21 protein-coding genes are annotated in these 26680 nt (G+C 59.4%); 8 read left to right on the forward strand and 13 right to left on the reverse strand.

Features of this window, described 5'->3' with window-relative positions; genetic code table 11:
* Positions 1–17: 17 nt before the first annotated feature.
* Both HSW_RS11235 and HSW_RS11240 read right to left on the reverse strand, forming a co-directional pair.
* Positions 18–1016: an alpha/beta hydrolase gene (locus tag HSW_RS11235; protein WP_052346363.1), complete on the reverse strand. Its 999-nt coding sequence runs from the start codon at positions 1014–1016 to the stop codon at positions 18–20.
* A gap of 130 nt (positions 1017–1146) precedes the next feature.
* Positions 1147–3909 carry a PAS domain-containing protein gene (locus HSW_RS11240; protein WP_044001999.1) on the reverse strand — a complete coding sequence of 921 codons (2763 nt, stop codon included), beginning with the start codon at positions 3907–3909 and terminating at the stop codon, positions 1147–1149.
* Between the two features lie 499 nt (positions 3910–4408).
* Here HSW_RS11240 and HSW_RS11245 point away from each other — a divergent pair, with 499 nt between their 5' ends.
* Positions 4409–4906, forward strand: coding sequence for a DoxX family protein (locus HSW_RS11245; RefSeq protein ID WP_044002000.1), 498 nt, complete (start codon positions 4409–4411; stop codon positions 4904–4906).
* Entirely contained in the window at positions 4893–5255 is a 363-nt protein-coding gene (locus HSW_RS11250) for a hypothetical protein (RefSeq protein ID WP_044002001.1), read from the forward strand. Before HSW_RS11245 ends, HSW_RS11250 begins: the two co-directional genes overlap by 14 nt.
* 52 nt (positions 5256–5307) lie before the next feature.
* Here HSW_RS11250 and HSW_RS11255 read toward each other — a convergent pair whose 3' ends face one another.
* From HSW_RS11255 to HSW_RS11285, 7 genes are all read right to left on the reverse strand, one after another.
* Positions 5308–7122, reverse strand: a complete 1815-nt coding sequence (locus HSW_RS11255; protein ID WP_052346364.1) for a peptidoglycan D,D-transpeptidase FtsI family protein — start codon at positions 7120–7122, stop codon at positions 5308–5310.
* 181 nt (positions 7123–7303) lie between these two features.
* On the reverse strand, positions 7304–8257 hold the full coding sequence (locus HSW_RS11260; protein WP_155832934.1) for a hypothetical protein: 954 nt from the start codon (positions 8255–8257) through the stop codon (positions 7304–7306).
* Positions 8258–8639: 382 nt separating this feature from the next.
* Positions 8640–9761, reverse strand: coding sequence for a hypothetical protein (locus tag HSW_RS11265; protein ID WP_044002003.1), 1122 nt, complete (start codon positions 9759–9761; stop codon positions 8640–8642).
* Entirely contained in the window at positions 9758–10423 is a 666-nt protein-coding gene (locus HSW_RS11270; protein ID WP_197031989.1) for an ABC transporter ATP-binding protein, read from the reverse strand. Before HSW_RS11270 ends, HSW_RS11265 begins: the two co-directional genes overlap by 4 nt.
* Positions 10424–10646: 223 nt before the next feature.
* Positions 10647–11423, reverse strand: coding sequence for an MBL fold metallo-hydrolase (locus HSW_RS11275; RefSeq protein WP_044002005.1), 777 nt, complete (start codon positions 11421–11423; stop codon positions 10647–10649).
* Between the two features lie 281 nt (positions 11424–11704).
* Entirely contained in the window at positions 11705–12475 is a 771-nt protein-coding gene (locus HSW_RS11280; RefSeq protein ID WP_155832935.1) for a hypothetical protein, read from the reverse strand.
* 67 nt (positions 12476–12542) lie between these two features.
* Entirely contained in the window at positions 12543–16031 is a 3489-nt protein-coding gene (locus HSW_RS11285) for a methylmalonyl-CoA mutase family protein (protein WP_044002007.1), read from the reverse strand.
* A 112-nt stretch (positions 16032–16143) separates the two neighbouring features.
* Here HSW_RS11285 and HSW_RS11290 point away from each other — a divergent pair, with 112 nt between their 5' ends.
* Positions 16144–16623 carry a hypothetical protein gene (locus HSW_RS11290; protein WP_044002008.1) on the forward strand — a complete coding sequence of 160 codons (480 nt, stop codon included), beginning with the start codon at positions 16144–16146 and terminating at the stop codon, positions 16621–16623.
* Positions 16624–17032: 409 nt separating this feature from the next.
* On the opposite strand, the gene HSW_RS23510 is transcribed toward HSW_RS11290, so the two are convergent.
* The 4 genes from HSW_RS23510 to HSW_RS11310 all read right to left on the reverse strand — a co-directional run bounded on the left by HSW_RS23510 (position 17033) and on the right by HSW_RS11310 (position 20510).
* Positions 17033–17311, reverse strand: a complete 279-nt coding sequence (locus tag HSW_RS23510; RefSeq protein ID WP_197031990.1) for a hypothetical protein — start codon at positions 17309–17311, stop codon at positions 17033–17035.
* A 314-nt stretch (positions 17312–17625) separates the two neighbouring features.
* Positions 17626–18480, reverse strand: coding sequence for a carboxypeptidase-like regulatory domain-containing protein (locus tag HSW_RS11300; RefSeq protein WP_044002010.1), 855 nt, complete (start codon positions 18478–18480; stop codon positions 17626–17628).
* A gap of 323 nt (positions 18481–18803) precedes the next feature.
* Entirely contained in the window at positions 18804–20036 is a 1233-nt protein-coding gene (gene fdhA / locus HSW_RS11305; protein WP_044002011.1) for a formaldehyde dehydrogenase, glutathione-independent, read from the reverse strand.
* A 66-nt stretch (positions 20037–20102) separates the two neighbouring features.
* On the reverse strand, positions 20103–20510 hold the full coding sequence (locus HSW_RS11310) for a GlcG/HbpS family heme-binding protein (protein ID WP_044002012.1): 408 nt from the start codon (positions 20508–20510) through the stop codon (positions 20103–20105).
* 280 nt (positions 20511–20790) lie between these two features.
* Here HSW_RS11310 and lepA point away from each other — a divergent pair, with 280 nt between their 5' ends.
* The 5 genes from lepA (at position 20791) to HSW_RS11335 (ending at position 26644) form a co-directional block, all read left to right on the forward strand.
* Positions 20791–22578: a translation elongation factor 4 gene (gene lepA / locus HSW_RS11315; RefSeq protein ID WP_044002013.1), complete on the forward strand. Its 1788-nt coding sequence runs from the start codon at positions 20791–20793 to the stop codon at positions 22576–22578.
* A 113-nt stretch (positions 22579–22691) separates the two neighbouring features.
* Positions 22692–22883 (forward strand): hypothetical protein, encoded by a 192-nt coding sequence (locus HSW_RS11320; RefSeq protein WP_044002014.1) that lies wholly within the window; start codon positions 22692–22694, stop codon positions 22881–22883.
* Positions 22884–22895: 12 nt separating this feature from the next.
* Positions 22896–23807: a bifunctional 5,10-methylenetetrahydrofolate dehydrogenase/5,10-methenyltetrahydrofolate cyclohydrolase gene (locus HSW_RS11325; protein ID WP_044002015.1), complete on the forward strand. Its 912-nt coding sequence runs from the start codon at positions 22896–22898 to the stop codon at positions 23805–23807.
* Positions 23808–24095: 288 nt separating this feature from the next.
* Positions 24096–24677: a 7-carboxy-7-deazaguanine synthase QueE gene (locus HSW_RS11330; RefSeq protein ID WP_081768377.1), complete on the forward strand. Its 582-nt coding sequence runs from the start codon at positions 24096–24098 to the stop codon at positions 24675–24677.
* Between the two features lie 17 nt (positions 24678–24694).
* Positions 24695–26644, forward strand: a complete 1950-nt coding sequence (locus tag HSW_RS11335; RefSeq protein WP_044002016.1) for an OmpA family protein — start codon at positions 24695–24697, stop codon at positions 26642–26644.
* Positions 26645–26680 lie beyond the last annotated feature (36 nt).

The raw sequence follows: 26680 nt of genomic DNA on the forward strand, positions 1-26680 counted from the left end.
ACCGCTGACCAACGCCCCTATGGCTGCCCGAATACCCGCCGCAGAAAGGCCACAGTGTACTCCAGGGTAGGGGTAAACCAGGGGTTGAAGAGCGGAAATGGGTGAGGAGCATCCGGGAAACGCTGTGCTTCTGAGTAAATACCCAGGGCCGCCAACTGGCGGCGCGCGTCGTCGCGGCCGGCGTGCATACGGTCTACACCGCTGTTAATGAACAGGATGGGCGGCGTAGCCGGTCCAAGGTGGCTCAGGGCCGATGCCTGCTGCCACAGCTCCGGCCGGGCCTGCTTGCTGCTGCCGAGCCATTGCGTGGCGGCGGAAAGGCTCCGGCTGTCGTCGCCCTCCCCCGATTCAGGATGGATAAAGGCCAGAATACCATCGACATCTATAATGGCCTGCACACTGCTGGAGCGGCTGCGGAAACAGGTGCCCGCCTCATACAGTGGGTCCTGGTTAGTGGTGCCCACCAGAGCCGCCAACTGGCCGCCTGCCGAAAACCCCCACACAGCAATGCGTGCGGTATCCAGGGCGTAGCTTCGGGCATTGGCCCGCATCCAGCGAAGGGCGGCTTTCAGGTCCTGTACGGCGGCCGGGTAGGGGGCCTCAGGGCTCAGTCGGTACTCGGCCGTAACGGCCACGAAGCCCCGGGCCGCCAGCTGCTGCGCCAGGGGCACATGCTGACTTCGGTCGCCGGAGCGCCAGCCGCCGCCATGCACAAGAAGCACCGCCGGTAGCTGCTGGCGGCGTTTGGGTTTGGGGTAGAACACATCCAGCTTCAGTGAGTGGCCGTTTGGGGAGCAATACACAATATCCGTCCGGGCCCGTACAGCGGCCGGCATCGGCGGCCGGGCCACGCTAATATCAGGGTACTGCTTCTTCGCTTTGCTGTAGGCACTGTATACTGTAAATGACGTGTCGCGGGAAAGGGTGGGGTGCTGGGCCCAGGCCGGGCGCGTGAAGAGGACCAAGGCCAGCAGCGGCAGCAGGCGGCAGTGAGCCGGGAGAGTGAGTGGTAGCATTCGGGCCTTAAAGCAATGGTCGATTTCGAAAAATACTACTTCCGGCCGGCACTGCTTTTCTTCTGCTTAGCTGGTTTGCGGAGATGCACAGGGAGCAGATGCGCGTTGGCATAAGTGCAAAGCCCGGTAGCTACCGTTTGAAGTAGACCGCGAAGACGGAGCCTTCGCCAGGCTGACTTTGTACCGTGATTTTGCCGCCCACGTTTTCTACCATCCGCTTAACCATGTACAGCCCGATACCGGAGCCCTCTACGTGGGTATGCAGCCGCTGGAACATGGCAAAGAGCTGGTCTTCCCGGCCCGGCTCAATTCCCAGACCATTATCCTGTACTTCCAGAATCTGGTAACTGCCTTCTGTCCGGCAACTGATGCGTACCTGCGGCGCGCGGTCGGGGTGGTGGTATTTGAACGCGTTACTGAGCAGATTGTATACCACGGAACGCAGGTTTTTCGGCGAGAATATAATGGTAGAACAACTCTCAATGTCCAGTTCTACCTGGCCGCCCACCTGCTGCCGCAACGGAGTCAGGTCAAGTTGCACGTCTTCAATTACTTCCCGCAGTACTACTTCCGTCACGGGCTGGTCGTGTTCCTGCTGCAGCCGCGAAACATCGGTGAGGTGCTCAATGGTGCGCTTGAATCGTTCCACCGAGTCCTGCATCATCCCCATCAGGTGCGCGGCCTCAGTGGCCTGCCCACCCAAGGGTAGCTCGTCGCGGAGCATATACAGGAGGCCCTCAATATTCGTGATAGGGGCCTTCAGGTCGTGGGAAGCCGTATAAATGAAATTGTCCAGGTCGACGTTGGTGCGCATCAGCTGGCCATTGGTAGCTTGTAGCTCCGTGTTGAGCGCCTGCGCCTGGTCGCGGGAACTGCGTAGTTTCAGGGTGAGGCGTTGTAGCGCCAGTTCGGCCAGCTTCTGTTCGTGCACATCAATAACCGTCCCTACAATGCCAGCAAACTCCCCGTCCTGGGTGAAGCGTGGCTGTCCGCTGTCGATGGCCCAACGATACTGCCCATCATGCCGCCGCAGGCGGTACAGGCAGTGAAACGGGATGCGGTGGGCATTCGCCTCCATAAAGGCCCGGCCAGCCGCCGGAGCATCTTCGGGGTGTACCGCGCTTACCCAACCCATACCCAGGGCTTCCGCCTCCGTCTGGCCCGTGAAGGCGTACCAGGGCTGGTTAAGGTAGGTGCAGTAACCGTCAGCGTCGGTTACCCAGAGCATGGCGGGGGCGTTATCGGCCATCAGCCGGAACGATTCTTCCCGCTGTTCTACCACGCGCCGGGCTGCTGCCTGCGTGGTTACCTCAGTGGCCACGCAGATAACGGCCGACACCTTGTTGTATTCGTCACGCAGGGGCTGGTACACGAAATCGAACAGGCCGGCTTCGTGGGGCTGGTGGCGGGCCAGCCGGATTTCCTGCTCCCGGGCTACAAACGGCACGCCCGTTCGCCGCACCTCATCCAGCAGGAGGCGCAGGCCCTGGTCGGCCAGTTCGGGCATGGCCTCAAAAAACGGCTGACCCAGCAGCTGCGGCAGCGGGCGACCCAGCATCTGGCTCATGGGCTGGTTCACTACGTCCAGCACGTAGTCGGGGCCTTCAAATACGCAGATGGCCACCGGGGCCTGCGCAAATACCTTGTGCAGGCGCAGGCGCTCCGCTTCGCGCTGGCGCCGGGCCAGCACCTGCTCCGTTACGTTGTAGGCGAAGACGGACACGCCGGCTATCTGACCATGCTCGCGGTAGGCCTGATAGGTGAAGTTAAAATAATGCGTACCGGCCGGGTAAGTGGCGGTGGCGGCCAGGGTCAGCGGAACTTCTGCCCCCACGTATGTTTCGCCCGTTTGGTACACATTGTTTAGCAACGTCACGAAGCCCTGCGTTGCCAGCTCGGGCAGCGCCTCGGCTAGGTCCCGGCCCACCAATTGATGACCGGGAAACAGGGCCTGATACGCCGGATTCACATAGGCTATGCGGTGACCGGGCTGGCGGAGCAGCTGCACCAAGGCCGGGGTCTGCTCAAACACCTGATAAAACATTTCGCGCTCCTCTGCCTGGCGTCTGACGGCGGCCAGAGCGGTTGCGCGTTCCTGCTCGGCACTCTGGCGCAGCAATACCTGCTCAGCCACGTCGTAAGCAAAGGTGGAGATGCCCACAATTGCTCCGTTTTCGCGGTAGGTCTGGTACGTGAAGGTGAAGTACATCTGCCGGGGCGGGTGGCCATCAGGCTGCGCCACCATCAGCGGCAGTTCGTGACCGAAGTAGGTTTCGCCGGTCTGGTACACGCGGTCCAACAGGGCCACGATGCCCGCCTCCACCGTTTCGGGTAGCGCTTCAGCCACGGTACGTCCCAGCAGCTGGCGGCCCGGGAAAAATGCTTCATAAGCACAGTTCACGTATTCGTAGCGGTGCTCAGGGCCACGCTGAATACAGATGGCAGCCGGGGTATGCTCAAATATTTGGTAGAAATTTCCGCGTTCCTGCACCTGTTCAGTAACGTCGGTTACTGTGTGCAGAATGTGGCGTATCTGGCCCTGCTCATCGGGTATGGGCAGGTTGCGCGGCTGCCAGTAACGCTCCACAGACAGGCTCGGCGCATGGGGGTTGGGTACGTCATACCGCTGCGGGAGCATGGTATGCGGCTGCCCAGTAGCGAGAACCTGCTGCAGCGAAGCCTGCAACTCCTGGACGGCAGAAAGGGCCTGATAAGAAGCCGGGTGGTCAGGAAAAGCCTCGAATATGGAGAAGCCCACCAGCTGCTCGCGTTGGGTGAGCGTGGCCGCCAGGTAGTCGTTGCTGGCCGCTTCAATCAGCAGTTGCGGAGTGAGAAGCAGGTTGGCCCCGGGCAGCGCGTTGAACACGGGTAGCAAAGCAGCGTAATCGGTCATGAAAGGCGGATGGCGGGTAGTAAAGCGTAGTGAAAGCGCACATTCAGCCGAGGCTGGCTACCTGCCTACGTTTTTTCCGGCATAACATCCAATACTGCCCGCATTATTGCGGGCGCACCGGAGAGTTGGGGCTGCAAAATAGGGCAGAAGGTGCATAAAATACCGTTTGCCGGGTTTCGGCCGGGGAAGCTCACTCGTCACGCGCCGGACTGCGGGGCAGCGCAAAGGCCAGCAACAGCCAGCACCGAAATAAAACGAGCACAACAACAGCAGCTACCACCACGGCTGGCCCATGACGGAAGCCGGCTGCGGGCTATACAGGAAAGAAATAAACGGGCCAACTCAGGGCGCAAATCCGCGAAAAGCAGCCCAAATCTGTCGGGTTGGGGTACCAATATATGAATTGAGGCACCGGGTAGCGTGGGGTTGCCGTGCTTTGGCTCACTCTGCTGCTGTTGCGGTCCGTTGGTTTTCTCCTTTCCCTCTCAACCCTGTTGGTATGCTTCGTTTGCTACGCCCGCTTTTTGAACCCCTCGTGCTGCCGCATTGGTGGCAGGATGCCCTGCTGCTGCTGCCCCGGCTGGTGTGCGGCTACCTGCTTACGGCCGAGTTCGGGTCCGCGAAGTTCGGATTGCCCTGGTCGCCGCCCGATAATAATCTAGGGCTTTTTGAAGTAGCCTTTTGGTTTCCCACGGATGTGGCCGCTTACGGGGGCATCTTCACGCTGTTTCCGGCTTTCTTCGCCTGGATGGGTGCCGCCAGTGAAGCCGTGGGCGGCTTGCTGCTGCTGTTGGGCCTGGGTACCCGGGTGTCGGCCTTCCTGATTATCTGCACGATGCTGGTGGCTATTTTCATGCAGCAGCTCCAGCAGGGCATGTGGAATATGCTGCCCGCCGCCGGCTTCCTGTGGGCCGCGCTGCCCGCGCTGGTGCTGGGCTCCGGCCGTTTCGGCCTCGATTATCTGCTTAGCAAAACCCGCAGCCATGAAAACGCCTAGCCTGCTGCTGCTCCTCCTCGCTAGCCTGCTGCTGCCCGGCTGCGTGCAGCCCGCCCACGACAAAACCGTGGTGTACCTGCTCGATGTGCGCGGGCTGCCCAACGTGCGGCAAGTGGGCCTGCGGGGCCGCGACAACCCCCTAAGCTGGAACCAGGACCTGCCCCTGATGCCCGCCAACCCCGACAGCAGCCTCTACCGCGCCGTGGTGACTACCCACACCGGCTACCTGCTTACGGAGGTGAAGTTCACCGTCAACGGCGAGTTTGAGTTCAAGGAGGCCGATAACCGCCGCATTGAGTTCGGCCCAGGCGACACCACCGTGTACCGTGCCCGCTTCAACGTGCAGTAGACTGGGTGGTGCTGCATAGATAAAAAGTGCCGCGTAGAGGTATAGACGATGCCTACTCCTGCCTCGCCCGGCTCATGATGCGCCGCTCCCACCGCTTGCGTTTGGGGGCGATGCTGCCGCGCAAATACTTCTCCATCACCATTACGGCGCAGGGTGCGGCGGCCGTGGCCCCGAAACCCGCGTTTTCGAGGTATACGGCCACGGCAATTTTGGGATTATCGGCCGGAGCAAAGCCGACGAAGGCGGCGTGGTCGTCGCCTTCGTCGTTTTCCACGGTACCGGTTTTGCCGGCTACGGTAATGCCTATATCGGCGAGGCTGGAGGCATCGGCAGTGCCGCCGCGCTGCATTACGGCTACCATACCGGGCACCAGCGCGGCAAAATTAGCGCTGTCGATAAGGGTATAATGCTTTTCACGGAAGCGCGACAACGGCCCGCCGCTGCCAATGCCGCGTACCAGATGGGGAGCGTAGTACCAGCCCCGGTTGGCAATGATGGCCGCCATATTGGCCATCTGCAGTCCCGTCAGGTTGATTTCACCCTGCCCGATGCTGAGCGAATAGATGGAACGGTACGTCCAGTTGCGGGTGCGGCGGGCCTTGTCGTAATAGGCCGGGGTGGGCAGGAAGCCGGGTGCCTCACGGGGCAGATCCACGCCCAGCACCGAGTCCAGCCCGAAAGACCGCACGTAGCGCCGCCAGAGGGCCAGGTTGGCGTGGCGGGCAGCCACCGTATCCTGTACCAAACTATCGGGTACGCGGGTGATGAGGTTCTGCATCACCTGGTAGAAATAGGGGTTACAGCTGTATTTCAGGCCCAGCGTGAGGCTGTTGGCGGGCCGGTGGTGGTGCACGCAGCTCACCAGCGCCTGGTTACAGCGGAAGCCGGTGGCGGGAGTAATGGCTCCCAACTGCAGTGCCACGGCGGCATTTACCAACTTGAACACTGAGCCGGGTGGGTTGGCCAGCATGGCGGGACGGTTTAGCAAAGGCATCTCCTCGTGCTCCAGCAGCTCAGCCCGAACCCCGGCCTGATCGGGCGCGCTAAGGGTGGCCGGATCATACACCGGGGCCGATACGTAGGCCAGAATTTCGCCAGTACGTGGGTCAAGGGCGACCAGGTAGCCCCGGCGGTTGCCCAGCAGCTTTTCGGCGTACGACTGCAGCTTCACATCAAGGGTGAGGTGCAGATCCTGCCCCTGGCGGAAGGTGGTGTCTTTGGCCCAGGTGCCATGGGTGTTGCCTTTGGCATCTACTAACGGGTGGAGGTAACTGTGGCGGCCGGTGAGCAGGCCATTGTAATACGCCTCAATGCCACCGTTACGCAGCCGGTAGAAACGCCCGCGCCGGTAGCGTCTGGCTTGGTGGAAGAAAGTCTGGGCTTCGCTGGCCTTATAGCCCAACACCGGGGCTCCTGCGTGGGTAGTGTACACGCGCTGATGCCGCTGCGTGAGCAGTAGGTTGGGCCAGGCAGCACTGTCGCGGCGTACCCGCTTGGCTTCGGCGGCCGTGAGCCGGAGCTGAACCGGATGGCGGGGCCGGGCACCCGGGTAAGGCAGGGCCTCGGCAATACGCCGCCGGACGGTAGTAGAATCCCAGCCCAGCAGCAGGCCCAGGGCCAGGGTGTCGAGCGGAGGGCGGCGCGGCAGCTTCAGCAGAAATTGCGGGCGGGTATCCACCAGCACCGAGTCGTACCGGTCGAGGAGGCGGCCCCGAATAAGCGAGTCGGCCACCACAACGCGTCGCCGGGTATACACTTCGCCGGTGGTGGGGTTCTGGGTGGGTACGTCCGTTTGCTGATCGGGAGAGGAGCAGGCGGCCAGCAGTGCCAGCAGGCCGGTTTGCCACCAGAAGAGAGCAGTGCGCATGGGGTAAAGCTAGCCAATTGCCGGGCTTCGACGGTCCGGTTTTCGGTGAACGGCGTGGGCTGCTGGTCGGGCACCGGCCCACGCCGTTCATCGACCAGTCAGCCCATTCCCGACCCGCGCCCACCAAAATACCGCTTATGTTGAGCCCGGCGGCGCGGCCCCGGCCGCCGAGTGGCGGGGCTTATTCGTCGGTAGCTGCCGGTTCTTTGGTGCCGCCCCCGAGCATGAGGGACATGGTTTGCATCCCGATCTGCAGGGCGTCTTTGGTATAGTCGAGCAGGGGGGCGGTGGTGTTGACTTTCAGCTCCTGGTCGGTAACGGCGCGGGGCTGCACGGTGGCAAATTCGTAGCGCATCTGCTGGCGGTGCTCCTTATCGAAGTACACCACCAGCCGGGTGATGCCGTAGGCCTGGTTGACGTACACCGGGTGGGCGAAGTTCAGGCTCTGCGGAATCTGGCGGGAGGTCCACACATCCAGGGCCACGGGCTTGCCGGAGAACTGGCCGGGGCCAGCCGGTTTAGTGTCCTGCGCCCCGGGCTTGAGGGTGTAAGTGGTTTTCTGGCTGGGGTAGCCCGCCACCAGCACCGTTTCGGGCGTGGTGCGCAGAGTGTAGTCCGAGTCTGTTACTACGATGCTCTGCCAGGTTTTCTCCACCGAAGCGGCGTCGTAGCTGTAGTTGACGCTCTGGGGAGCGGCCTGCGCCACGAGGCGTAGCAGGCCTTTGTTGGTTGCCTGGTTGAAGTAGTTTTCGAGGTGGTAGGTGAGGGCATCGGTAGTGGCGCGCACTTCCCGGCCCCGGCAGTAGAGCGTACCCTTGCGCGGCAGCAGCAGCGCGCCCATCGTCATGGCCGGGCTGAGGTCGGCAGCGGCGGCCTGCAACTGCTGCTGCTCGGCCGCCGTGAGCCGACCGGCCAGCTGCTGCAGCTGCTCCTGAACGTTGCCCTTGGCCGGATCGACCTGGCTAAGCAGCTTGTCGTACGGATTACCGGGCAACGACACGCGGGTGGTAATAACGCCCTGGGTGAAATCGGGCACGGCCACCGCCGAGGCAGAGGGGGCGGGAGCATAGCCGGCGGCGGCCAGCAGCACAGTAAGCGGCAACACAGACCAGGCAAACGAACGAGAAAGGCGCATAGGGAGGAAAGGATTTATTCGCTCAAAGCTATATAGATAATCCAGACCCGGCGTCTTTCCTTATCACGCTCCGAAACCGCCGCCGGACCGGCCCACGGCATCTGCCGGCCCGGCAGCAGTCTATGCTTCGTGTCGGCTTAGCTTACCGGTCTATCCCTATTACTAATCCAGGTTGCTGAAAGAGCCGCCGGACCGGAGCCCTTGCGAGTGGCCCCGCATCATCCGCAACCTGGGTTAACTACTATGTTTTCCTGATTGATCCGCGCCGTCCGTTTTCTGCCTTTGGTCGCTTTGGGGGCCTGCTCTTCCCAGGCTGTGTGAACAGATGGCACCCGTTCATGTTTCCGGCGTGGCTTCGCCTGGGTTTTGCCGGCTGCGCCGCTTAGTCCGCGTAATGGTGGCGGTATAGTAAAACCCAAGCAGCCAGGAAACTCCCAACGGCCAGCAGTGCCGTAAATCCAAACAGGTTAAGCAGCAGCAATCCGATAAAAAGCCCGAATACCACCCGCAGAAACAGTTTCATGTGCTGCCCCAGCCGGTACAGTACGGCCCGGAACAGGAGCGTAACGCCCAGCATCAGCAGGAACCCCATGAGGGCCTTGGGCGGAGCGGCGGCAAGAAACAGCCCCAGCGCTTCGGGCAGCAGCAGCAGGCTGTATAGGGCTATCTGCTGACCGTATTGCCGCGCTTTACCGTAGGGGAAGTTGCGGGCGAAGCGCAGGTACGTCAGCTCGAACTCGCTTGCCTGATACACCAGCACCGCGTGAATCAAGGCCACACACAAGCCCATCATCCCAAGCAGCCGCAGGTCGGAGCGGGAATCGGGAAATACGCCGAAGACCAGGGCTACACTGACCAGGGAAGCTGCTTTGGTAACGGCGTAGGCCACGCGTTTGCGGAAGACGACTTCGAACAGAAACAGGCTGAACAAGGGCTTGGGCCAGGCGCGCAGCCACGCCAGCCCAACTGCCCGGGTCGGCTCGGTGGCCGGGTTGTTCGTGATGCATACGTAGTACCGGGCACTGTACCCGATAAGCACCAGCAGGTACCCGGGGATGAGCAGCGGCACTAACCAGTACCCGTACGCCACGCCCACCAGCATGGCATACCCGCCCAGCACCACCAGCGGCAACGACATGACGAGCTGCATTACTGCCCAGGCCCGCAACTGCCGGGTGCGGCTCAGGGCGTTGAGGCTGTAAAACAGAAACCCCGCGTCTGGCTCTTTCAAACGCGCGCTGACATATTGCCAGGTCTTAATGCTGTAGATAAATAAAATAGCAGCAAAAATAACGACGCCCACCGGTTCGCTGACGGTAGATATTGCCAGTTTCAGGGCCGTTGCAATAATCTGCTCGGGCGTCAGGTGGGTTTGGTTGAGGACGTTGGTATAGAAGAAATTGCTGAAAATGAGAATAAGCAGCGAGAGTAATAAGCCGGTGTGCTCCCGATAGAACCCTTTGGCCAATAGTTTGGTCAGCACGCGGGTGTGGGCACTGCTCATCCGATATGTTGCAGCGTAGCCTGGGCCACTAGAATTTCCCGCACGTCGGGCAGAAGTTCCCCCTCAAATGCCTGGTGCGAGGACAACAGGAAGGTCGTGCCAGCCAGCCGGTGCTGGTCGGCAATCCAGGCATATAGAATCGGCAGCGAATCCGCATCCAGGGTGGTCAGGGGCTCATCGAGCAAGATGCAGGCCGGCCGCCCCAAAAAGGCCAGCACCAACGACAGTTTCTTGAGCATCCCGCTGGAATAGGTGCTGATGCGGTCCGGGAGGTAGGCCGTCATGCCCATGCTTTCCACGTACTGCTCCTCCTGCCGGGCCGGCGCATTCTTGGCCGATTTGAACAGCTGAATCAGCTCCGTACCCGTCAGGAAATCGGGAAACACGGGTTCAGCCTCGGCAAAGTTCACCGCGCTGCGGTAGGCGGTGGGGTTCTTCTTGATAGATATATTGGGGTGTGCCGTCACGTCTCCCTCAAAGGAAAGTATGCCGGCCAGGGCTTTCAGGAACGTGCTTTTGCCGGAGCCGTTGTGGCCGCGAATCCAGTGAATCCCGGAGTCGATAGTGAAATTATCCAGCCGAAGAATTGTGTGGCCGTTGTAGGCTTTATGGAAGTTGTGAATGGTGAGCACGGGGTAATAACGAATAGTTGTGGACGCCAAAGCGGACGCCAGATTAAGCATGACGATACGGTTACTGTTGGCTGACTATCTGAGCCGCACGCTGCTTGTGGCTGCGTCAGCAACGCCGGCTTTGTCCGCTTGTTGTCGCAGCGCGCCACAAAAATCCTTCATGTTTTCTGCCAACCCGGCGCGGCTGCTCAGCAAAACGCCACCCGGATTTCTCCGGGTGGCGCAGTCCAAACGCACGTCAGATTGTGGTGTGTTACTGGGCGGCCGGATACCAGTTGCGCAGCCGGACGTCAATTTTCTTGTTGGCCTGGTTCACGGTTTTCCTGAAGCCCTCCACGTCGCTCAGGCCATTCTGGCCCCGGTAGTGATACGGATACACCATACCCGGTTTGAAGGCCAGAACGCCCTGCGCGGCCTGCTGCACATCCATGGTATAGGGCAGGTTCATGCATACGAATGCCACGTCGATGTTCTTGAGGGCGCGCATTTCGGCAATGTCTTCGGTGTCGCCGGAGAGGTACACGTTCTTGCCGCCCAGGTTTAGCACATAGCCGTTGCCCCGGCCTTTGGTGTGCGGCGCATCGGGGGCTTCGGGCAGGTTGTACATCGGAATGGCCGAAACCGTCATGCCCAGCGTATCGAGCTTCTGGCCGTTACCCAGCACGCGGACCTGGGCTTTGTACTCGGCGGGCAGCTTATCGGCCACGGCCTGGGGCACGATCATCAGGGCCTTGCCCACGGAAAGCCCCGCCAGCGTCTTCGGGTCCAGGTGGTCGCCGTGAATGTCGGTGATGAGGATAACATCGGGGGCGGCCAGGCCGGCGTAGGCGGCGGCTCCGCCGTAGGGGTCCACGTAAATGGTCTTGCCGTTCCAGCTAAACACCACGCTGCCGTGGGTGATGGGCTGCATCGTAAGCGGGCCTTTCTTGGTGACAATCTGGTCGGCGGCCGCACGCGGTGCGGGGGCAGTTTGGGCCTGCGCCTGGGCAGTGAATGCCAGGGCCGCCGCGAGGATAAGGGGGAATTTCATTCGTTTTTTTCTTGGTGGGGGTGTTGGGAAGAAAGCAGGTTCAGGTTGCTAACTCAGGGCGGGGGCGAAAGTTCTGGGTGAGGCGTTTGGAGAGGGTAGCCTCCGTGTCTTCGGTGTGTAACACACGAGTGGAGTATAGAAAACGCCGCCCGGATTGCTCTGGGCGGCGTGTTTTCGGGTTGCTGCTTTGCAGTAGTGGCGGTACAATCTCCACATATAGCTAGTCACAAGTTACGGCTGCGCTTGAAATCGTGCCAGTAGCAGCCAATGGAGGACTTAGATTATCTAGTCTCTATATCAAAGATGAAGAAAGCATCGTTATTATTCGATAGACATAATCCCCAAATTTCCTTGTCGAGGAACAAACTAGGGTCTTTTGATTCTGCATATTCTATGGACACGTCCGGTGCGTGGCCAAAATAAGTATAGCTCAGATAAATTGGATTTGGTATCCAAAGTTGAAGCGCAAAAGACGAATCAATTCTGGTAGAAATATATTCATGCTTTTGACACTTGTCAATAAGAGTTTGGTTGACCTTTGCTTCAGCTAAATTGTCAGTTCCAATCTCTTCGTCTAAAGCATAGTTCAACGTTGGTACTGTAACAGGCTCATTAATGGCACAGATTGTAATAGCATCAATAGTCATATTATCCTGTGTGCAAATCTTTATATTGGCGTTTTTGAATAAGTATAGATATGAATAGTATTTTTTACTCGCTTCTACTAGTTCATCACTGAACGTGTCAAAAATGGATTGTTCGTTATCTGAGTATTTCAACGGAATGCCTAGTATATGTCTCATCAATTCTACGCTTGAACCTGGCTTGAGACGCCAAATGGCTTCGCCTGTAATGACCTTGTCAGTATTCTGTAATGTTATTGTCTTTTGCTTTTCTAATTCTTTGGCTCGTTCTGCTATTGTTTCTTTCTTCTTTTTATTTTCTCGATAGTTAAGATAAGTCTGCTGTAATAACCAAACTAATAAGCCTCCTATTAGACCTGATAAAATATTGCTGAACATAGATGAAAAAAAATCTGGTTCTGGTTTCATAAAAATTTCTAAATAAAGAAGGTATACCCTTAATGAGGTATACCTTCTTTAACTACAATGTTAGAGTTTACATATTCCGCCGATACTGCCCACCCACCTCAAACAGCGCGTTCGTAATCTGCCCTAATGAGCAGAACTTGGCGGTTTCCATGAGGGCCTCGAAGAGGTTGCCGTTGGCCACGGCCACCTGCTGCAGCTGCTTCAGGCGCTGCTCGGTGGTGGCGTGGTTGCGGGCATGCAGGGCCTGTAGCATTGTAATCTGGTACTGCTTTTCCTCCTCCGTGGCGCGGATAACCTCGGCGGGTACCACCGTGGGGGACCCGGAGGAGGAGAGGAAGGTGTTCACCCCGATGATGGGATACTCGCCCGTGTGCTTGAGCATCTCGTAGTGCATGCTTTCCTCCTGAATCTTGCCGCGCTGGTACATGGTTTCCATGGCCCCCAGCACGCCGCCGCGCTCCGTAATCCGGTCGAATTCCGTGAGTACGGCCTCTTCCACTAGGTCGGTGAGCTCCTCAATGATGAAGGAGCCCTGCAGCGGGTTTTCGTTTTTGGCCAGGCCCAGCTCCCGGTTGATGATGAGCTGGATAGCCATGGCCCGGCGCACCGAGGCCTCGGTGGGCGTGGTAATGGCCTCGTCGTAGGCGTTGGTGTGCAGCGAGTTGCAGTTGTCGTAGATGGCGTAGAGGGCCTGCAGGGTGGTGCGGATATCGTTGAAGTCGATTTCCTGGGCGTGCAGGCTCCGGCCGCTGGTCTGGATGTGGTACTTCAGCATCTGCGAGCGGGCGTCGGCGCCGTACTTCAGCTTCATGGCCTTGGCCCAGATGCGGCGCGCCACACGGCCAATCACGGCGTACTCGGGGTCGATGCCGTTGGAGAAGAAGAACGACAGGTTGGGGGCGAAGTCGTTCACGTTCATGCCCCGGCTCACGTAATACTCCACAAACGTGAAGCCGTTGCTGAGCGTGAGGGCCAGCTGGGTAATGGGGTTGGCCCCGGCCTCGGCAATGTGGTAGCCCGAAATCGACACGGAGTAGAAGTTCCGCACCTTGTTGGTGATGAAGTACTGCTGCACGTCGCCCATCAGGCGCAGGCTGAACTCGGTGCTGAAGATGCAGGTGTTCTGGGCCTGGTCTTCCTTCAGAATATCGGCCTGCACGGTACCGCGCACCTGCGCCAGCGTGCGGGTTTTGATGGCGTGGTACACCTCCTGGGGCAGCACCTGGTCGCCGGTTACGCCGAGCAACAGGAGGCCCAAGCCGTCGTTGCCCTGGGGCAGCTCGCCCTGGTAGCGGGGGCGGGGCTGGCCCAACTCCTGGTAAATGGCCTCGATTTTGGCTTCTATCTCCGCTTCCAGCCCGTTTTCCTTGATGTACAGCTCGCACTGCTGGTCGATGGCCGCGTTCATGAAGAAGGCGGCAATGGTAGCGGCGGGCCCGTTGATGGTCATCGACACCGAGGTCATCGGGTCGGCCAGGTTGAAGCCGGAGTAGAGCTTCTTGGCGTCGTCGAGGCTGCACACGCTCACGCCGCTGTTGCCGATTTTGCCGTAGATGTCGGGCCGGTGGTCGGGGTCCTCGCCGTAGAGCGTTACGGAGTCGAAGGCCGTGCTCAGGCGCTTGGCGGGCAGGCCCATGCTCACGTAGTGGAAGCGGCGGTTGGTACGCTCGGGCCCGCCTTCGCCGGCAAACATGCGGGTGGGGTCTTCGCCCTCGCGCTTGAAGGGAAACACACCGGCCGTGTAGGGGAACTCGCCGGGCACGTTTTCCTGGAGCTGCCACTTCAGCAAATCACCCCAGGCGGTGTAGCGCGGCAGGGAAATCTTGGGAATCTGCTGCTGGGAGAGGCTAGTGGTGTGCGTCTGGATGCGGATTTCCTTGTCGCGCACCTTGAAGATGAACTCGGGGGCTTTGTAGGCGGCTACCTTTTGCGGCCAGGTCTCCAAGAGCTTCCAGTTTTGCCCGTCCAGACGGAGCTTGATTTCCTGGAAGGTGCTCTCCAGGCCGGCCACGAGGCTTCCTGCTCCGGATCCGTGGCTGCCGTTCCCGCTGCCAGATCCGTTAGGGGCGGCGTCTCCGAGACTTTCAACGGCTCCGACGGCCTGTCGGATTCCATAGAGCTGCTGAGCAACGTCAGCTTGTTTTTGAACCCACTGATCATACTGGCGGTTGGTTTCGGCAATTTCAGACAAATACCGCGTGCGGTGCGGCGGAATGATGTAAATCTTCTCCGAATCCTCCTGGGAGGTTTCGAGGTGGGAGGCGAAGGGCACGCCGGTTCTGGCTTCTACAGTGGCCAGCACGGCGCGGTAGAGGCGGTTCATGCCGGGGTCGTTGAACTGGGAGGCAATGGTCCCGAAAACGGGCATCGAATCCAGGGGCTTATCCCAGTGGCCGTGGTTGCGCTGGTACTGCTTGCGCACGTCGCGCAGGGCGTCCAGGGCGCCGCGCTTGTCGAACTTGTTAAGGGCAATGACGTCGGCGAAGTCGAGCATGTCGATTTTCTCCAACTGGGTGGCCGCGCCGTACTCGGGCGTCATCACATAGAGGCTGGTATCGGAGTGCTCGATGATTTCGGTGTCACTCTGCCCGATGCCGGAGGTTTCGAGGATGATCAGGTCGAAGCCAGCGGCTTTTACCACGTCCACGGCGTCCTGCACGTACTTACTCAGGGCCAGGTTGCTCTGGCGCGTAGCCAGGCTGCGCATATACACCCGGGGTGAGTTGATGGCGTTCATCCGGATCCGGTCGCCGAGCAGGGCCCCGCCGGTTTTGCGCTTGCTGGGGTCGACGGAAATGATGGCAATGGTCTTCTCGGGGAAGTCGAGCAGAAACCGCCGCACCAGCTCATCCACAAGCGAGGATTTACCCGCGCCACCGGTGCCGGTGATACCGAGGATGGGAGTGGTGTGAGGGTGTGAGGGTGTGAGGGTAGGAGTTTGGGAGTTAGTGGTGTTGGCTCCATTTTCACTCTGCTGAAACTCAGCCACCAACTGGCCTTTCACGCGCTCAAACTCCTCGGGGAAGTTTTCGGCGGCGGAGATGAGGCGGCCGATGCTGCGGGCGTCTTTGTCTTTGACGTGGGTTACCTCGCCGTTGAGGTGTTGGCCGGTGGGGAAGTCCGACTGCTGGAGCAGGTCGTTGATCATACCCTGCAGACCGAGGGCGCGGCCGTCGTCGGGCGAGTAGATGCGGGTGATGCCGTAGCCTTGCAGCTCGGCAATTTCGGTGGGCAGAATCACGCCGCCGCCGCCGCCGAAGATTTTGACGTGCCCCGCGCCGCGCTCCTGCAGCAGGTCATACATGTACTTGAAGTACTCGTTGTGGCCGCCCTGGTAGGAGGTAATGGCAATGGCCTGGGCATCTTCCTGAATGGCGCAGTCCACGATTTCCTGCACCGAGCGGTTGTGGCCAAGGTGAATTACTTCGGCCCCGCTGCTCTGGATGATGCGGCGCATAATATTAATGGCGGCGTCGTGCCCGTCAAACAAGGCAGCGGCCGTGACGATGCGGACGTGGTTCTGAGGCTTATAGGGAGCTACGGGAGCTGGGTGCATACGCGCAGGGCAAAGTGGGTGGAATTGGAGGGGTGAAGGTACAAAAAAAGCCCCGGCGGGGCTATTCACGTAAGTTTGAGTGAACTTGCAGCAGCTAAAATTTTACTACCCAATGTCTGAAACCAGTAAGCGCGTTGCTTCTTTCGCCGAGTTCAGGGAGGTCATAGAGAAACTGAAGAATCAGCCGGTATGGCAAAGCCGGGCCGGGAGTGGGACAGGATCCATTTTCACGCTGCAATTCGGCCCGGTATCGGCCCGTGATGAAAAATGGGGCAAATTCTCGTTGATGGTTTGTTGCGCGTGGCGGATTGTAACGGCTGAGCGCGTTATCTGTACATGGCACGAGGATGCCGATACCAGCCTGGCTCCTGCCTTACAGACATTGGAAAACAGTATGGTTGCCAATGCTGCTTTCACAGCGTGGGGTGACCTGACCATTGATTTCTCAAATGGCCATTCACTGCACATCTGGAACGATGCTCCCTACATAGATTCTGACAGTTGGTTTATTATCTGTGAAGGACTAGGGAATTATTGGGTGGACCCCCGCAATACTTTCATCCACGAGCCCCACGAGCCCGAAGTTGATTAGCTAGGGATAAAAAAAGCAAGGTTACCCAAGTGTCATTGACTGCTGCCGGGGCGACAAGGGCTGGTGGTGGCGTGGCAATGCTGTATAAACGAGTGACATTGACTGCTGTCCTAGTGACATTAAGAGGTGACGAGGTGACAATGCGCGCTGACCCGGTAGCAATGGCGAATGACCCAGTGGCAACGCCTTGCGGCGGGGTGGCAAGAGCTGCTGACTCAGTGACAAGGGGCACTGCCTGCGTGGCAATGAGCAGTGACGAGGTGACAGCAGACACTGGCGGGGTGACAAAGCCCCGTGGCCTGTTCACAACAGGCATTGACCTCCGCGCGCTGGGTGTTGCGTGCTTTACACTACTTCGTGTGCAAGCCACAAGGGAAAGGGAAGTGGGCGAGGCTGGTGAGACGCCAGGCTAAAATCCTTCTTCCGGAAAGTGAGGGCCAGTACTGGGGTTGAGCGCCTGTTCAAGTGGGCCTGTCCGCAATAAATCAGCAATAGCTGCGGTGATACACTCCCGGGTGAGCTCTTTTACGAACAGATCAGGCGGCTTTAGATAAAGGCCGGCGAGTGGTTTGCCTTCAGCTATGTCCTGCTGGACAGCAGTGGTCAAAAACCGGAATGTCCAGACGTTGATGCCATAAAACCGGCCATCGGGCAGGGTTACGTTGATGTTACAAAACTCATTTCGCATGTCGGACTCACCAAAGTCGACATATTCAAACTCTAGCTAAAGGGTGAAATCACTCATTCGAAATGAGAATAGACTGAGCAAGAGAAAACAAAATTTTAGCCCGCAGCGGCCGTGGAAGAAACGTAGAGGGCGCAGAACTCAGCGTCTTCTGCTCCAACCTCTGCGTCCTCTGCGGGCTAAAAACAGCTGAATAAACTAGCTGCAGTTGCGCCAGCCGGAAGCCTGCCCGCCCGTTGTCGAAACCCTGCATCGTTTCTGATTCAGGTTGGCCTCATAAAACGGGTTGTCTTTCGGAAGACGCGCAAAACGCCCGCCTACTCCGTGAGTACCGTGAAGTACAGGCTGGGCTGCATGGCGTGGATGGTCCAGGCGGCCTGGCTGTTCTCGCGCTCCACCATTACCTGTTTCCGCTCCCGGGTCACGGGGATGGAAAAGTACTTGTCCCAGGGGTTGGTTTTCTCGCTTTGCAGCCACTGAATGGTAGCCATGACGGGCTGGGCCTCCAGCGTGAGGGCGTAGGGGCGGAGGTCCACCGTGAGCCAGCCCTGCTGCCGGTTGGTAGTCAGCAACTGAATATCCCGGGAGAGCAAAGCACGGCCGGGCCGGCCGTTTTCCACGGTGTACAGGTTGAGGCGGAAGCGGAGCTGCTCGTAGTTGTTGGCGGCCAGATACACGTGAAACTCCTCCAGGTAGGTCGGGCGGGTGGGGCGTAGCAGGGTGCCCAACTCCCAGCCCCATTCGTCGTCCACGGTTTCCTTGCCGCTGGAGCCGCCGGTCCAGTGCACGTCGCCCTTCTCCTTGTTGCGGCCCAGTAGCGCGGGATGCACGCGCGGGTGCTCCACCACCACTGTCCCGAGAGCCTGCTCCTGAGGCATCACCTTGAATACGCGCTGCCCGGCCGCTAGCGCCGCCGGGGCCACGGCCGTGCGCGAGAAGCCCACCGAAGTAACTACCAGCGTATCGCTCAGGCCGGCGGGCAGGCGCAGCAGGTAGCGGCCCTGCTCGTCGGCCACCGTGCCGATGCCCCGGCCGGGTACGCCCAGGGTGGCAAAGGGCACCGGCTCGTTGGTGCGCTCATTGAGCACTTGACCTTCCAGAATAGCGGTCTGGGCGTACAGTGCCGCCGGAAGGATACTTACTAACAGGCTAAAAAACAGCCGACGAATCATGGGCGGGGGTAGAAAACAGCACGGATAACTACCCGAAGGTAAGCCGGACCTGAGCAAATTCGATGGGATATGCGGGCGGTCCGGCGAGTAGGAACGGTAACCTGTTGGCTTGGTGAAATATGGTGTTTTTCGCTTATTAAACAGAAATATGGAAGCTGATGGACCGCCCGGACGGATAGTGGACGCAACGCATCTACGGCCGCCTATTCGGTCCTGGATTCCGGCGCGAAAATTCGGGGTACTAATCCGGCCCAAACGCCAAACGGCCAGACCACCCCGTAGGGAGGCCCGGCCGTTGGTGCCGAGGGCAAGCAGCGCTGACGTTATGCCGGCTCCTTCTCCTTCTTCTTGGCTTTGGGCTTGATGTCCGGAATCAGGTTGTGCGGGTTGAGTACGAACTTCTTGGCGACGCCGCTGTCGAATTCCTCGTACCCACGCGGGGCGTCGTCGAGGCTGATGACTTCCACGTTCACGGCTTTGGCAATCTGCACCTTGTCGTACAGAATGGCCTGCATCAGCTGGCGGTTGTAGCTGAGCACGGGCGTCTGGCCGGTGTGCAGCGAATGGCTCTTGGCCCAGCCTAGGCCGAAGCGGATGGACAGGCTGCCTTTCTGCGCGGCCTCGTCCTTGGCGCCCGGGTCCTCGGTCACGTACAAGCCGGGGATGCCGATGGAGCCGCCTGCCCGGGTGATTTCCATGAGCGAGTTGAGCACGGCGGCCGGCACTTCCGTCTTGGAGTCGGTGCCGTGGCCGCTGGCCTCGAAGCCCACGCAGTCGATGGCACAGTCGATTTCCGGCACGCCCAGAATCTGGGTGATTTGCTCGGTGAGGGTGGCGTCCAGCGTCAGGTCCACGGTTTCGCAGCCGAAGGAGCGGGCGTGGGCCAAACGGGCCTTGTTCATGTCGCCCACAATCACCACGGCGGCACCCAGCAACTGCGCCGAAGCGGCAGCGGCCAACCCTACGGGGCCGGCTCCGGCCACGTACACCGTCGCGCCTGGTCCCACGCCGGCCTTCACAGCCCCGTGGAAACCGGTCGGGAAAATGTCGCTGAGCATGGTCAGGTCCCGGATTTTCTCCATGGCCTGGTCTTTATCGGGGAAGCGTAATAGGTTGAAGTCGGCGTAGGGCACCATCACGTACTCGGCCTGGCCACCAATCCAGCCGCCCATGTCCACGTAGCCGTAGGCCCCGCCGGCGCGGCCCTCGTTCACGGTCAGGCAGATGCCGGTTTTCATTTCGCGGCAGGTGCGGCAGCGGCCACAGGCCACGTTGAACGGCACCGACACTAGGTCGCCTTTCTTGAGGAACTCCACGTCGGCCCCCATTTCAATCACCTCGCCCGTGATTTCGTGGCCCAGCACCAGGCCCGATGGGGCCGTAGTCCGGCCGCGCACCATATGCTGGTCGGAACCGCAGATGTTGGTGGAAACTACTTTCAACACCACGCCGTGCGTGATTTTCTTGCCTTTCGGATTCTTCAACTCCGGAAACGCAATATTCTGCACCTCGACTTTGCCGGGGCCGGTGTACACAACGCCTCTGTTATCAGCCATGTGAGTAGGAATGTGAGTGGAGAAATAAAACAGCCCGCCCCCAGGGATGGGAGCGGGCTGTTGGGCCTAGCGGCCGCCGACAGCCTGTGCGCCGGCTTCGGCTACCGTATGGTCGTTTTCTACCGAGTCGCCGGACACGCCGATGGCTCCGATAACCTTGCCGCTGGCATCCTTAATAGGTATGCCGCCAGGGAAGGTGATCAGGCCTCCATTAGAATGCTCAATGCCAAACAACGAGCCGCCGGGCTGCGAAAGGCCGCCAATAGCCCCGGTTGGCATATCGAAGAAGCGGGCTGTTTTGGCCTTCTTGATGGAGATGTCCAGTGAGCCGAGCCACGCGTCGTCCATGCGGGCGAAGGCCGTTAGGTTGGCGCCGGCATCTACCACGGCAATGTTCATTTTCACGCCCATTTCGAGGGATTTCTCGTGTGCGGCCTTCACGGCGGCCTGGGCTTGTTCGAGGGTAATACCCATAATGCTTGGTTGGGAAGGTTAGGTGAAAGAACAGTGTTCCTTCCACAACGGGGATTCAGCCGCCTTGTTCAGTTCCGGCCACGCGGTTGCGACGATTCGTGCGCTTTTTGCGACGATACTGTACCGTTGCGCCGGGTTTGCCACTGTGGTTAGTTACCGACGAGAGCCGAATCAGGGTGAAACCGGGTCAGGGAGGGTGGCCGAAGCGGGCGTTGGGTCGGCCATTTTAGCTTTTCCCGGGCCTTTCCCGTATCTTCGCCACTGCAAAAAACCGCCTCTAGTGAAGAACATCCGCAATTTCTGCATCATCGCCCACATCGACCACGGCAAGAGCACGCTGGCCGACCGCCTGCTGGAATTTACCAGTACTGTCTCCAAGCGCGATATGCAAGCTCAGCTGCTCGACAACATGGACCTAGAGCGGGAGCGGGGCATCACCATCAAGAGCCACGCCATTCAGATGCAGTACCCCTACAAAGGGGAAATCTACACGCTCAACCTGATTGACACGCCCGGTCACGTCGATTTCAGCTACGAGGTATCCCGCTCCATTGCCGCCTGCGAAGGCGCTTTGCTGATCGTGGACTCGTCGCAGGGTATCGAGGCCCAGACGATTTCCAATCTGTACCTGGCTATCGGCTCCGACCTGACCATCATTCCGGTGCTCAACAAGATTGACCTGCCGCACTCCATGCCGGAGGAGGTCAGCGACGAAATCGTGGACCTTATAGGCTGCGACCGGGACGAAATCATCCCCGCCTCGGGCAAGTCGGGCATTGGCATCGAAGCCATCCTGAACGCCATCTGCGAGCGGGTTCCCGCCCCGGTCGGCGACCCGGACGCGCCGCTGCAGGCCCTGATTTTCGACTCTGTTTTCAACTCCTACCGGGGTATCGAAGTTCTGTTCCGCATCAAGAACGGTACTATGAAAAAGGGCGACAAGCTCCGCTTCATGGCCACCGGCAAGGAATACGGCGCCGACGAAATCGGTATTCTGGGCCTCAACCAGGAGCCGCGCCTCGAAATCGGGGCCGGCAACGTGGGCTATCTCATTTCGGGCATCAAGGAAGCCCGCGAAGTGAAGGTCGGTGACACCATCACGCACGTGGCGCGGCCCACCACTGAAGCCATTCAGGGCTTCGCCGATGTGAAGCCGATGGTATTCGCCGGTATCTACCCCGTAGAAACCACCGAGTACGAGGAGCTGCGCTCGTGCATGGAAAAGCTCCAGCTCAACGATGCCTCTCTGGTGTGGGAGCCCGAAACGTCGGTGGCCCTGGGCTTCGGCTTCCGCTGCGGGTTCCTGGGCATGCTGCACATGGAAATCGTGCAAGAGCGTTTGGAGCGCGAGTTCAACATGACGGTCATTACCACCGTGCCCTCGGTGCAGTTCCACGCCACCGGCACCAAGGATCAGCGCCTGGTTATCAACGCCCCGAGCGAAATGCCGGAGCCGAACATGATCAAGCTGATCGAGGAGCCCTACATCAAGGCTCAGATCATCACGGCTTCCGATTACGTGGGGCCCATCATCACGCTGTGCATGGAGAAGCGCGGCATCATCAAAGGCCAGAGCTACCTGACTTCCGAGCGGGTAGAACTGTCGTTTGAGCTGCCGCTGTCGGAAATCGTGTTCGACTTCTTCGACAAGCTCAAGACCATTTCGCGCGGCTACGCCTCGCTCGATTACGAGCTGATCGGCTTCCGCGAGTCGGACATGGTGAAGCTCGACATCATGCTGAACGGGGAGAAGGTCGATGCCCTGTCGGCCATCGTGCACCGCTCCAAGAGCTACGAGTGGGGCCGCCGTCTCTGCGAAAAGCTCCGGGAGCTGCTCCCACGCCAGCAGTTCGAAATTGCCATCCAGGCCAGCATCGGGCAGAAAATCATTTCGCGGGAAACCGTGAAGGCCCTGCGCAAAAACGTAATTGCCAAGTGCTACGGCGGCGACATCAGCCGCAAGCGCAAGCTGCTCGAAAAGCAGAAGGAAGGCAAGAAGCGGATGCGCCAGGTTGGCTCCGTAGAAATTCCGCAGGAGGCCTTCCTGGCCGTCCTCAAAATCGACTAACGAAGTGGAACGCGCCCCATCGGGGCGCGTTTTTTTTGTATTCACACCAACAACGCATTTTCCACCTCATACACTTCTTGACACGGCGTGTTATGATTTACTCATTCTAAGACATGTCCTCAACCCTTCTCAAGAACTGTACGAGCCAGGAACAGCTGGAAAAGATCATCAAAGGCCAGGAGCGTAAGTTCCGGTGGAGAGATGACTGGCCCACGATGGAAGCCGCCCTGCAGGCTGCCGGTACGGCCGCCATTGCCGCCCACGAAAACAAGAAAACTACTGACCAACCCCAAGACCCTGCTTAACTGCCAAACCCCATGACCACTGCCCCCGACGCCACGACCTACCGCCTCATCGACGGCAAGCAAACCGCCGAGGCCATCAAGGAAGAAATTGCTGCCGAAGTAGCCCAGCGTAAAGCAGCTGGCCAGAAGACGCCGCACTTGGCGGCTATTCTGGTGGGCCACGACGGTGGCTCGGAAACCTACGTGCGTAATAAAGTGCTGGCCTGCGAGCGGGTAGGCTTTGAAAGCACGCTGCTGCGTTACGAAGACACCATCACGGAAGCCGAACTGCTGGCCAAGGTGCAAGAGCTGAACGAGGACGAAAGCATCGACGGCTTCATTGTACAGTTGCCGCTGCCGCGCCACATCGATACCAACAAGGTGATTGAGGCAGTGCGGCCGGAGAAGGACGTGGACGGTTTCCACCCGATGAATATCGGGCGGATGGTGGCCGGCCTGCCGGCCCTACTGCCTGCCACGCCCTCAGGCATCGTGGAACTGCTACGGCGCTACGAGCTGCCGACGGATGGTATGCACTGCGTGGTAATCGGGCGCAGTAACATTGTGGGTACGCCGGTTAGTATTTTGCTGGCCAAGAACTTAGAGCCTGGTAACTGTACCGTGACTTTATGCCACTCGCGCACCCAGAACTTAGCCGACATCACCCGCACCGCCGATATACTGGTAGCCGCTTTGGGCCGTCCGGAGTTCGTGACGGCCGACATGGTGAAGCCCGGCGCGGTGGTAATCGACGTGGGCACTACCCGCGTGGAAGATGCCGACAAGAAGTCGGGCTGGGCGCTGAAAGGCGACGTGAACTTTGCTGAAGTGGCACCGCTTGCTTCCTATATCACGCCCGTGCCGGGTGGGGTCGGGCCGATGACCATTGCCATGCTGCTGCTGAATACGCTGCGGGCAGCGAAGGGCGAAGTGTACCCAAAGTAACGTGAAACCAACAGGAGGGAAGATCACTTGAACCCAACGTAGAATATACAGGGTTAAATCGGTGCTTGGCCTCGTTAAATCCAATTAAAACCGCCTCAGGCTTTTAGAATTCGGGGCAGTGTACTACTTTTAAAGTCGGGCCGTTAGGGCGGAGGTCGGGTGCGCAGGCATTCGGAGCCGCCCAACGGCCCGGCTTGTCGTTTTCAGATTACCCACGTTTTGCTGCACGAACTTCCCGTTACGTCGGCGTCCCCGGCCCCCGGGACGACGGCTTCCGAACTGCCCGTTATGGAGCAGTTCTATACCATTCAGGGCGAAGGCTATAACACCGGCCGCGCCGCTTACTTCATCCGCTTGGGCGGGTGTGATGTGGGCTGCGTATGGTGCGATGTGAAAGAATCATGGCCCATCGACGCGCACCCACGCCAGGCCATTGCCCGCCTCGTGGCGGCGGCCACTGCCGATGCGGGCCGCAACGTGGTCATTACCGGCGGCGAGCCGCTGATGCACGATCTGGCTCCGCTCACGGCCGCGCTGCACGAAGCCGGCTGCCGGAACTGGATTGAAACCAGCGGTGCGTATCCGCTCAGCGGCCAGTGGGACTGGATCTGCGTATCGCCCAAGAAATTCAAGGCTCCGCTGCCGTCGGTGCTGGCGGCCGCGCACGAGTTGAAGATAATTGTGTTCAATAAAAGTGATTTTGCCTGGGCCGAGCAGCACGCTGCTTTGGTAAGGCCCGATTGCCGACTCTATCTGCAGCCGGAGTGGAGCAAAGCTCCTGAGATGATGCCGCTCATTGTGGAATACGTCAAGAACAATCCGCAATGGCAGGTTTCGTTACAAACCCATAAGTTTCTCGACATTCCGTAGCGTCCTACTTTCCCCCTATGCGCCGTTCGTTCGTTGTGCCCATTGTCCTGTTGCTTGCAATGGGCAGCCTGTCACCCTTGCAAGTTGCTGCCCAGGCCAAGCTGAGTACCACCAACACCAAAGCCCGCAACATGTGGGAAAAAGCACAGGAACAGGCCAAAGCCCGGGACTTCAACAAGGCCATTGAAACCCTGACGCAGCTGAATCAGAAGTTCCCTTCGTTGGGAGAGCCGTACGTGCTGAGAGGGTCGCTGCTGAAGGCTATGGGCGAAAATCAACAGGCTTTTGAGGCGTATCGTGATGGGCTGGCCAAGTTGCCGGTAGAGGCTTCCCATTCCAACGATTATTTTACGCTGGGGGAGTTGGCCATGACATTCGGCGAGTACCAGACGGCCGCCGAGAGCTACAAAAAACACCTCAAAACTGCCGCTAAAAGCCCACGGAATGCCCCGCGGGCTCAGCGCCAACTGCTGAACTGCGAGTTTGCCCAAAAGGCTATTGCCGCACCGACTGGCATTCAACCCGAGCGACTGGCGGAGCCGCTGAATACATTCCGGTTCCAGTATTTCCCGGCCCTTACCGCCGACAGCCGTTTCCTGTTATTCACGGGTCGGCCCACGGCGGAAAGCGGTGAGGATTTGTTTGTGAGCCGTCAGAATAAGGACGGGAGTATGGGTGAGCCGGCCTCCATCTCAGCAGCCATCAATACGCCCTACAACGAAGGCGCAGGCTCTATTGCCGGCGATGGTAAAACGTTGGTATTTGCGTCCTGTGACCGGCCGAGCTCAGTAGGAAACTGTGACCTGTACATTTCCCGCCGGACTGGCAATGTGTGGAGCAAGCCTCAGAACTTGGGGCGTAACGTCAACTCCCCGGAGTGGGACTCGCAGCCCACGTTGTCGGCCGATGGCCGTACGCTCTACTTCACCAGCACCCGGCGCGGCGGCAAGGGCCAGGAGGATATCTACGTGACCACCCTCAATGCTGATGGCAACTGGACACCCGCCCGCAACCTGGGGGCTCCGGTGAACACGTCCGGCAAGGACATGGCCCCATTCATCCACGCCAGTAGCACCACCCTCTACTACGTTACCGATGGCCTGGTGGGCATGGGGGGGCTGGATGTGTACCGTTGCGAACAGCTGGCCGCCGACAAATGGAGCAGCCCCCAGAACCTGGGCTATCCGCTCAATACGTTTGAGAACGAGGCGTCTCTGTTCATCAGTTCCGATAACCGCCGGGGCTTCTGCTCCCGCTCCAAGGCCACGGTGGCTGGTGTGAAGCAGGAGCGTGACCGGCCGGTGGAACTGTTCGGCTTTGAAGTGCCCAAGGAGGTGCGAGCCCGCGAAACCAGCACTTACACCCAGGGCCGCGTATTCGACGCCTTCACCAAAAAGCCTATCCGGGCCGACGTGCAGCTCTACGACCTCAACACCGACGAACTGGTGCAGTATGTGGGCTCAGATGCCGAAAACGGCGAGTACACTGTAGTGCTCAACGAAGGCCGTCAGTACGCCATGTACGCCGCTGCCGATAAATACCTGATGCGTAGCCTGAGCTTCGACTACAGCGACAAGCGCAGCTTCGACCCCCTTACGCTTGATATCTATCTGGAGCCGGTGCGCTCGGGTCGCAGCATTGTACTCAATAACCTGTTCTTCGATTCCAAGGAGTTTGCCCTCAAGCCCAAGTCGCGCACTGAGCTGAATCGGCTGGTGGCATTCATGAAGCAATATCCTGATATTCAGGTCGAAATATCGGGGCATACCGACGACGTCGGATCCGATGATGATAACCAGGCGTTGTCGCAGAACCGGGCAAAGTCCGTGTATACCTACCTTATCAGCCAGGGGGTGAAGGCCCAGCGGTTACGCTTCAAGGGCTATGGCGAAACCAAACCCCTCAACCCCAACGACTCCGACGAACACCGCCAGCAGAACCGGCGCATTGAACTGCGGATTCTGTAGGTTTCTTGTTCATAATCAGAGAATTGAAAGTCCGGC

Source organism: Hymenobacter swuensis DY53, assembly GCF_000576555.1.
In the GTDB taxonomy this organism is placed as follows: Bacteria; Bacteroidota; Bacteroidia; order Cytophagales; family Hymenobacteraceae; genus Hymenobacter; species Hymenobacter swuensis.

Excerpts from the sequence above, each read along its gene's own strand:
- HSW_RS11285 (WP_044002007.1), bottom strand. The coding sequence starts at position 16,031 with ATGCACCCAGCTCCCGTAGCTCCCTATAAGCCTCAGAACCACGTCCGC.
- HSW_RS11280 (WP_155832935.1), bottom strand. The coding sequence starts at position 12,475 with ATGAAACCAGAACCAGATTTTTTTTCATCTATGTTCAGCAATATTTTA.
- HSW_RS11245 (WP_044002000.1), top strand. The coding sequence starts at position 4,409 with ATGCTTCGTTTGCTACGCCCGCTTTTTGAACCCCTCGTGCTGCCGCAT.
- HSW_RS23510 (WP_197031990.1), bottom strand. The coding sequence starts at position 17,311 with ATGCGAAATGAGTTTTGTAACATCAACGTAACCCTGCCCGATGGCCGG.
- HSW_RS11255 (WP_052346364.1), bottom strand. The coding sequence starts at position 7,122 with ATGCGCACTGCTCTCTTCTGGTGGCAAACCGGCCTGCTGGCACTGCTG.
- HSW_RS11260 (WP_155832934.1), bottom strand. The coding sequence starts at position 8,257 with ATGCGCCTTTCTCGTTCGTTTGCCTGGTCTGTGTTGCCGCTTACTGTG.
- fdhA (WP_044002011.1), bottom strand. The coding sequence starts at position 20,036 with ATGGCTGATAACAGAGGCGTTGTGTACACCGGCCCCGGCAAAGTCGAG.
- HSW_RS11320 (WP_044002014.1), top strand. The coding sequence starts at position 22,692 with ATGTCCTCAACCCTTCTCAAGAACTGTACGAGCCAGGAACAGCTGGAA.
- HSW_RS11240 (WP_044001999.1), bottom strand. The coding sequence starts at position 3,909 with ATGACCGATTACGCTGCTTTGCTACCCGTGTTCAACGCGCTGCCCGGG.
- HSW_RS11300 (WP_044002010.1), bottom strand. The coding sequence starts at position 18,480 with ATGATTCGTCGGCTGTTTTTTAGCCTGTTAGTAAGTATCCTTCCGGCG.
- HSW_RS11325 (WP_044002015.1), top strand. The coding sequence starts at position 22,896 with ATGACCACTGCCCCCGACGCCACGACCTACCGCCTCATCGACGGCAAG.
- HSW_RS11290 (WP_044002008.1), top strand. The coding sequence starts at position 16,144 with ATGTCTGAAACCAGTAAGCGCGTTGCTTCTTTCGCCGAGTTCAGGGAG.
- HSW_RS11265 (WP_044002003.1), bottom strand. The coding sequence starts at position 9,761 with ATGAGCAGTGCCCACACCCGCGTGCTGACCAAACTATTGGCCAAAGGG.
- HSW_RS11335 (WP_044002016.1), top strand. The coding sequence starts at position 24,695 with ATGCGCCGTTCGTTCGTTGTGCCCATTGTCCTGTTGCTTGCAATGGGC.
- HSW_RS11275 (WP_044002005.1), bottom strand. The coding sequence starts at position 11,423 with ATGAAATTCCCCCTTATCCTCGCGGCGGCCCTGGCATTCACTGCCCAG.
- HSW_RS11235 (WP_052346363.1), bottom strand. The coding sequence starts at position 1,016 with ATGCTACCACTCACTCTCCCGGCTCACTGCCGCCTGCTGCCGCTGCTG.
- HSW_RS11310 (WP_044002012.1), bottom strand. The coding sequence starts at position 20,510 with ATGGGTATTACCCTCGAACAAGCCCAGGCCGCCGTGAAGGCCGCACAC.
- HSW_RS11250 (WP_044002001.1), top strand. The coding sequence starts at position 4,893 with ATGAAAACGCCTAGCCTGCTGCTGCTCCTCCTCGCTAGCCTGCTGCTG.
- HSW_RS11330 (WP_081768377.1), top strand. The coding sequence starts at position 24,096 with ATGGAGCAGTTCTATACCATTCAGGGCGAAGGCTATAACACCGGCCGC.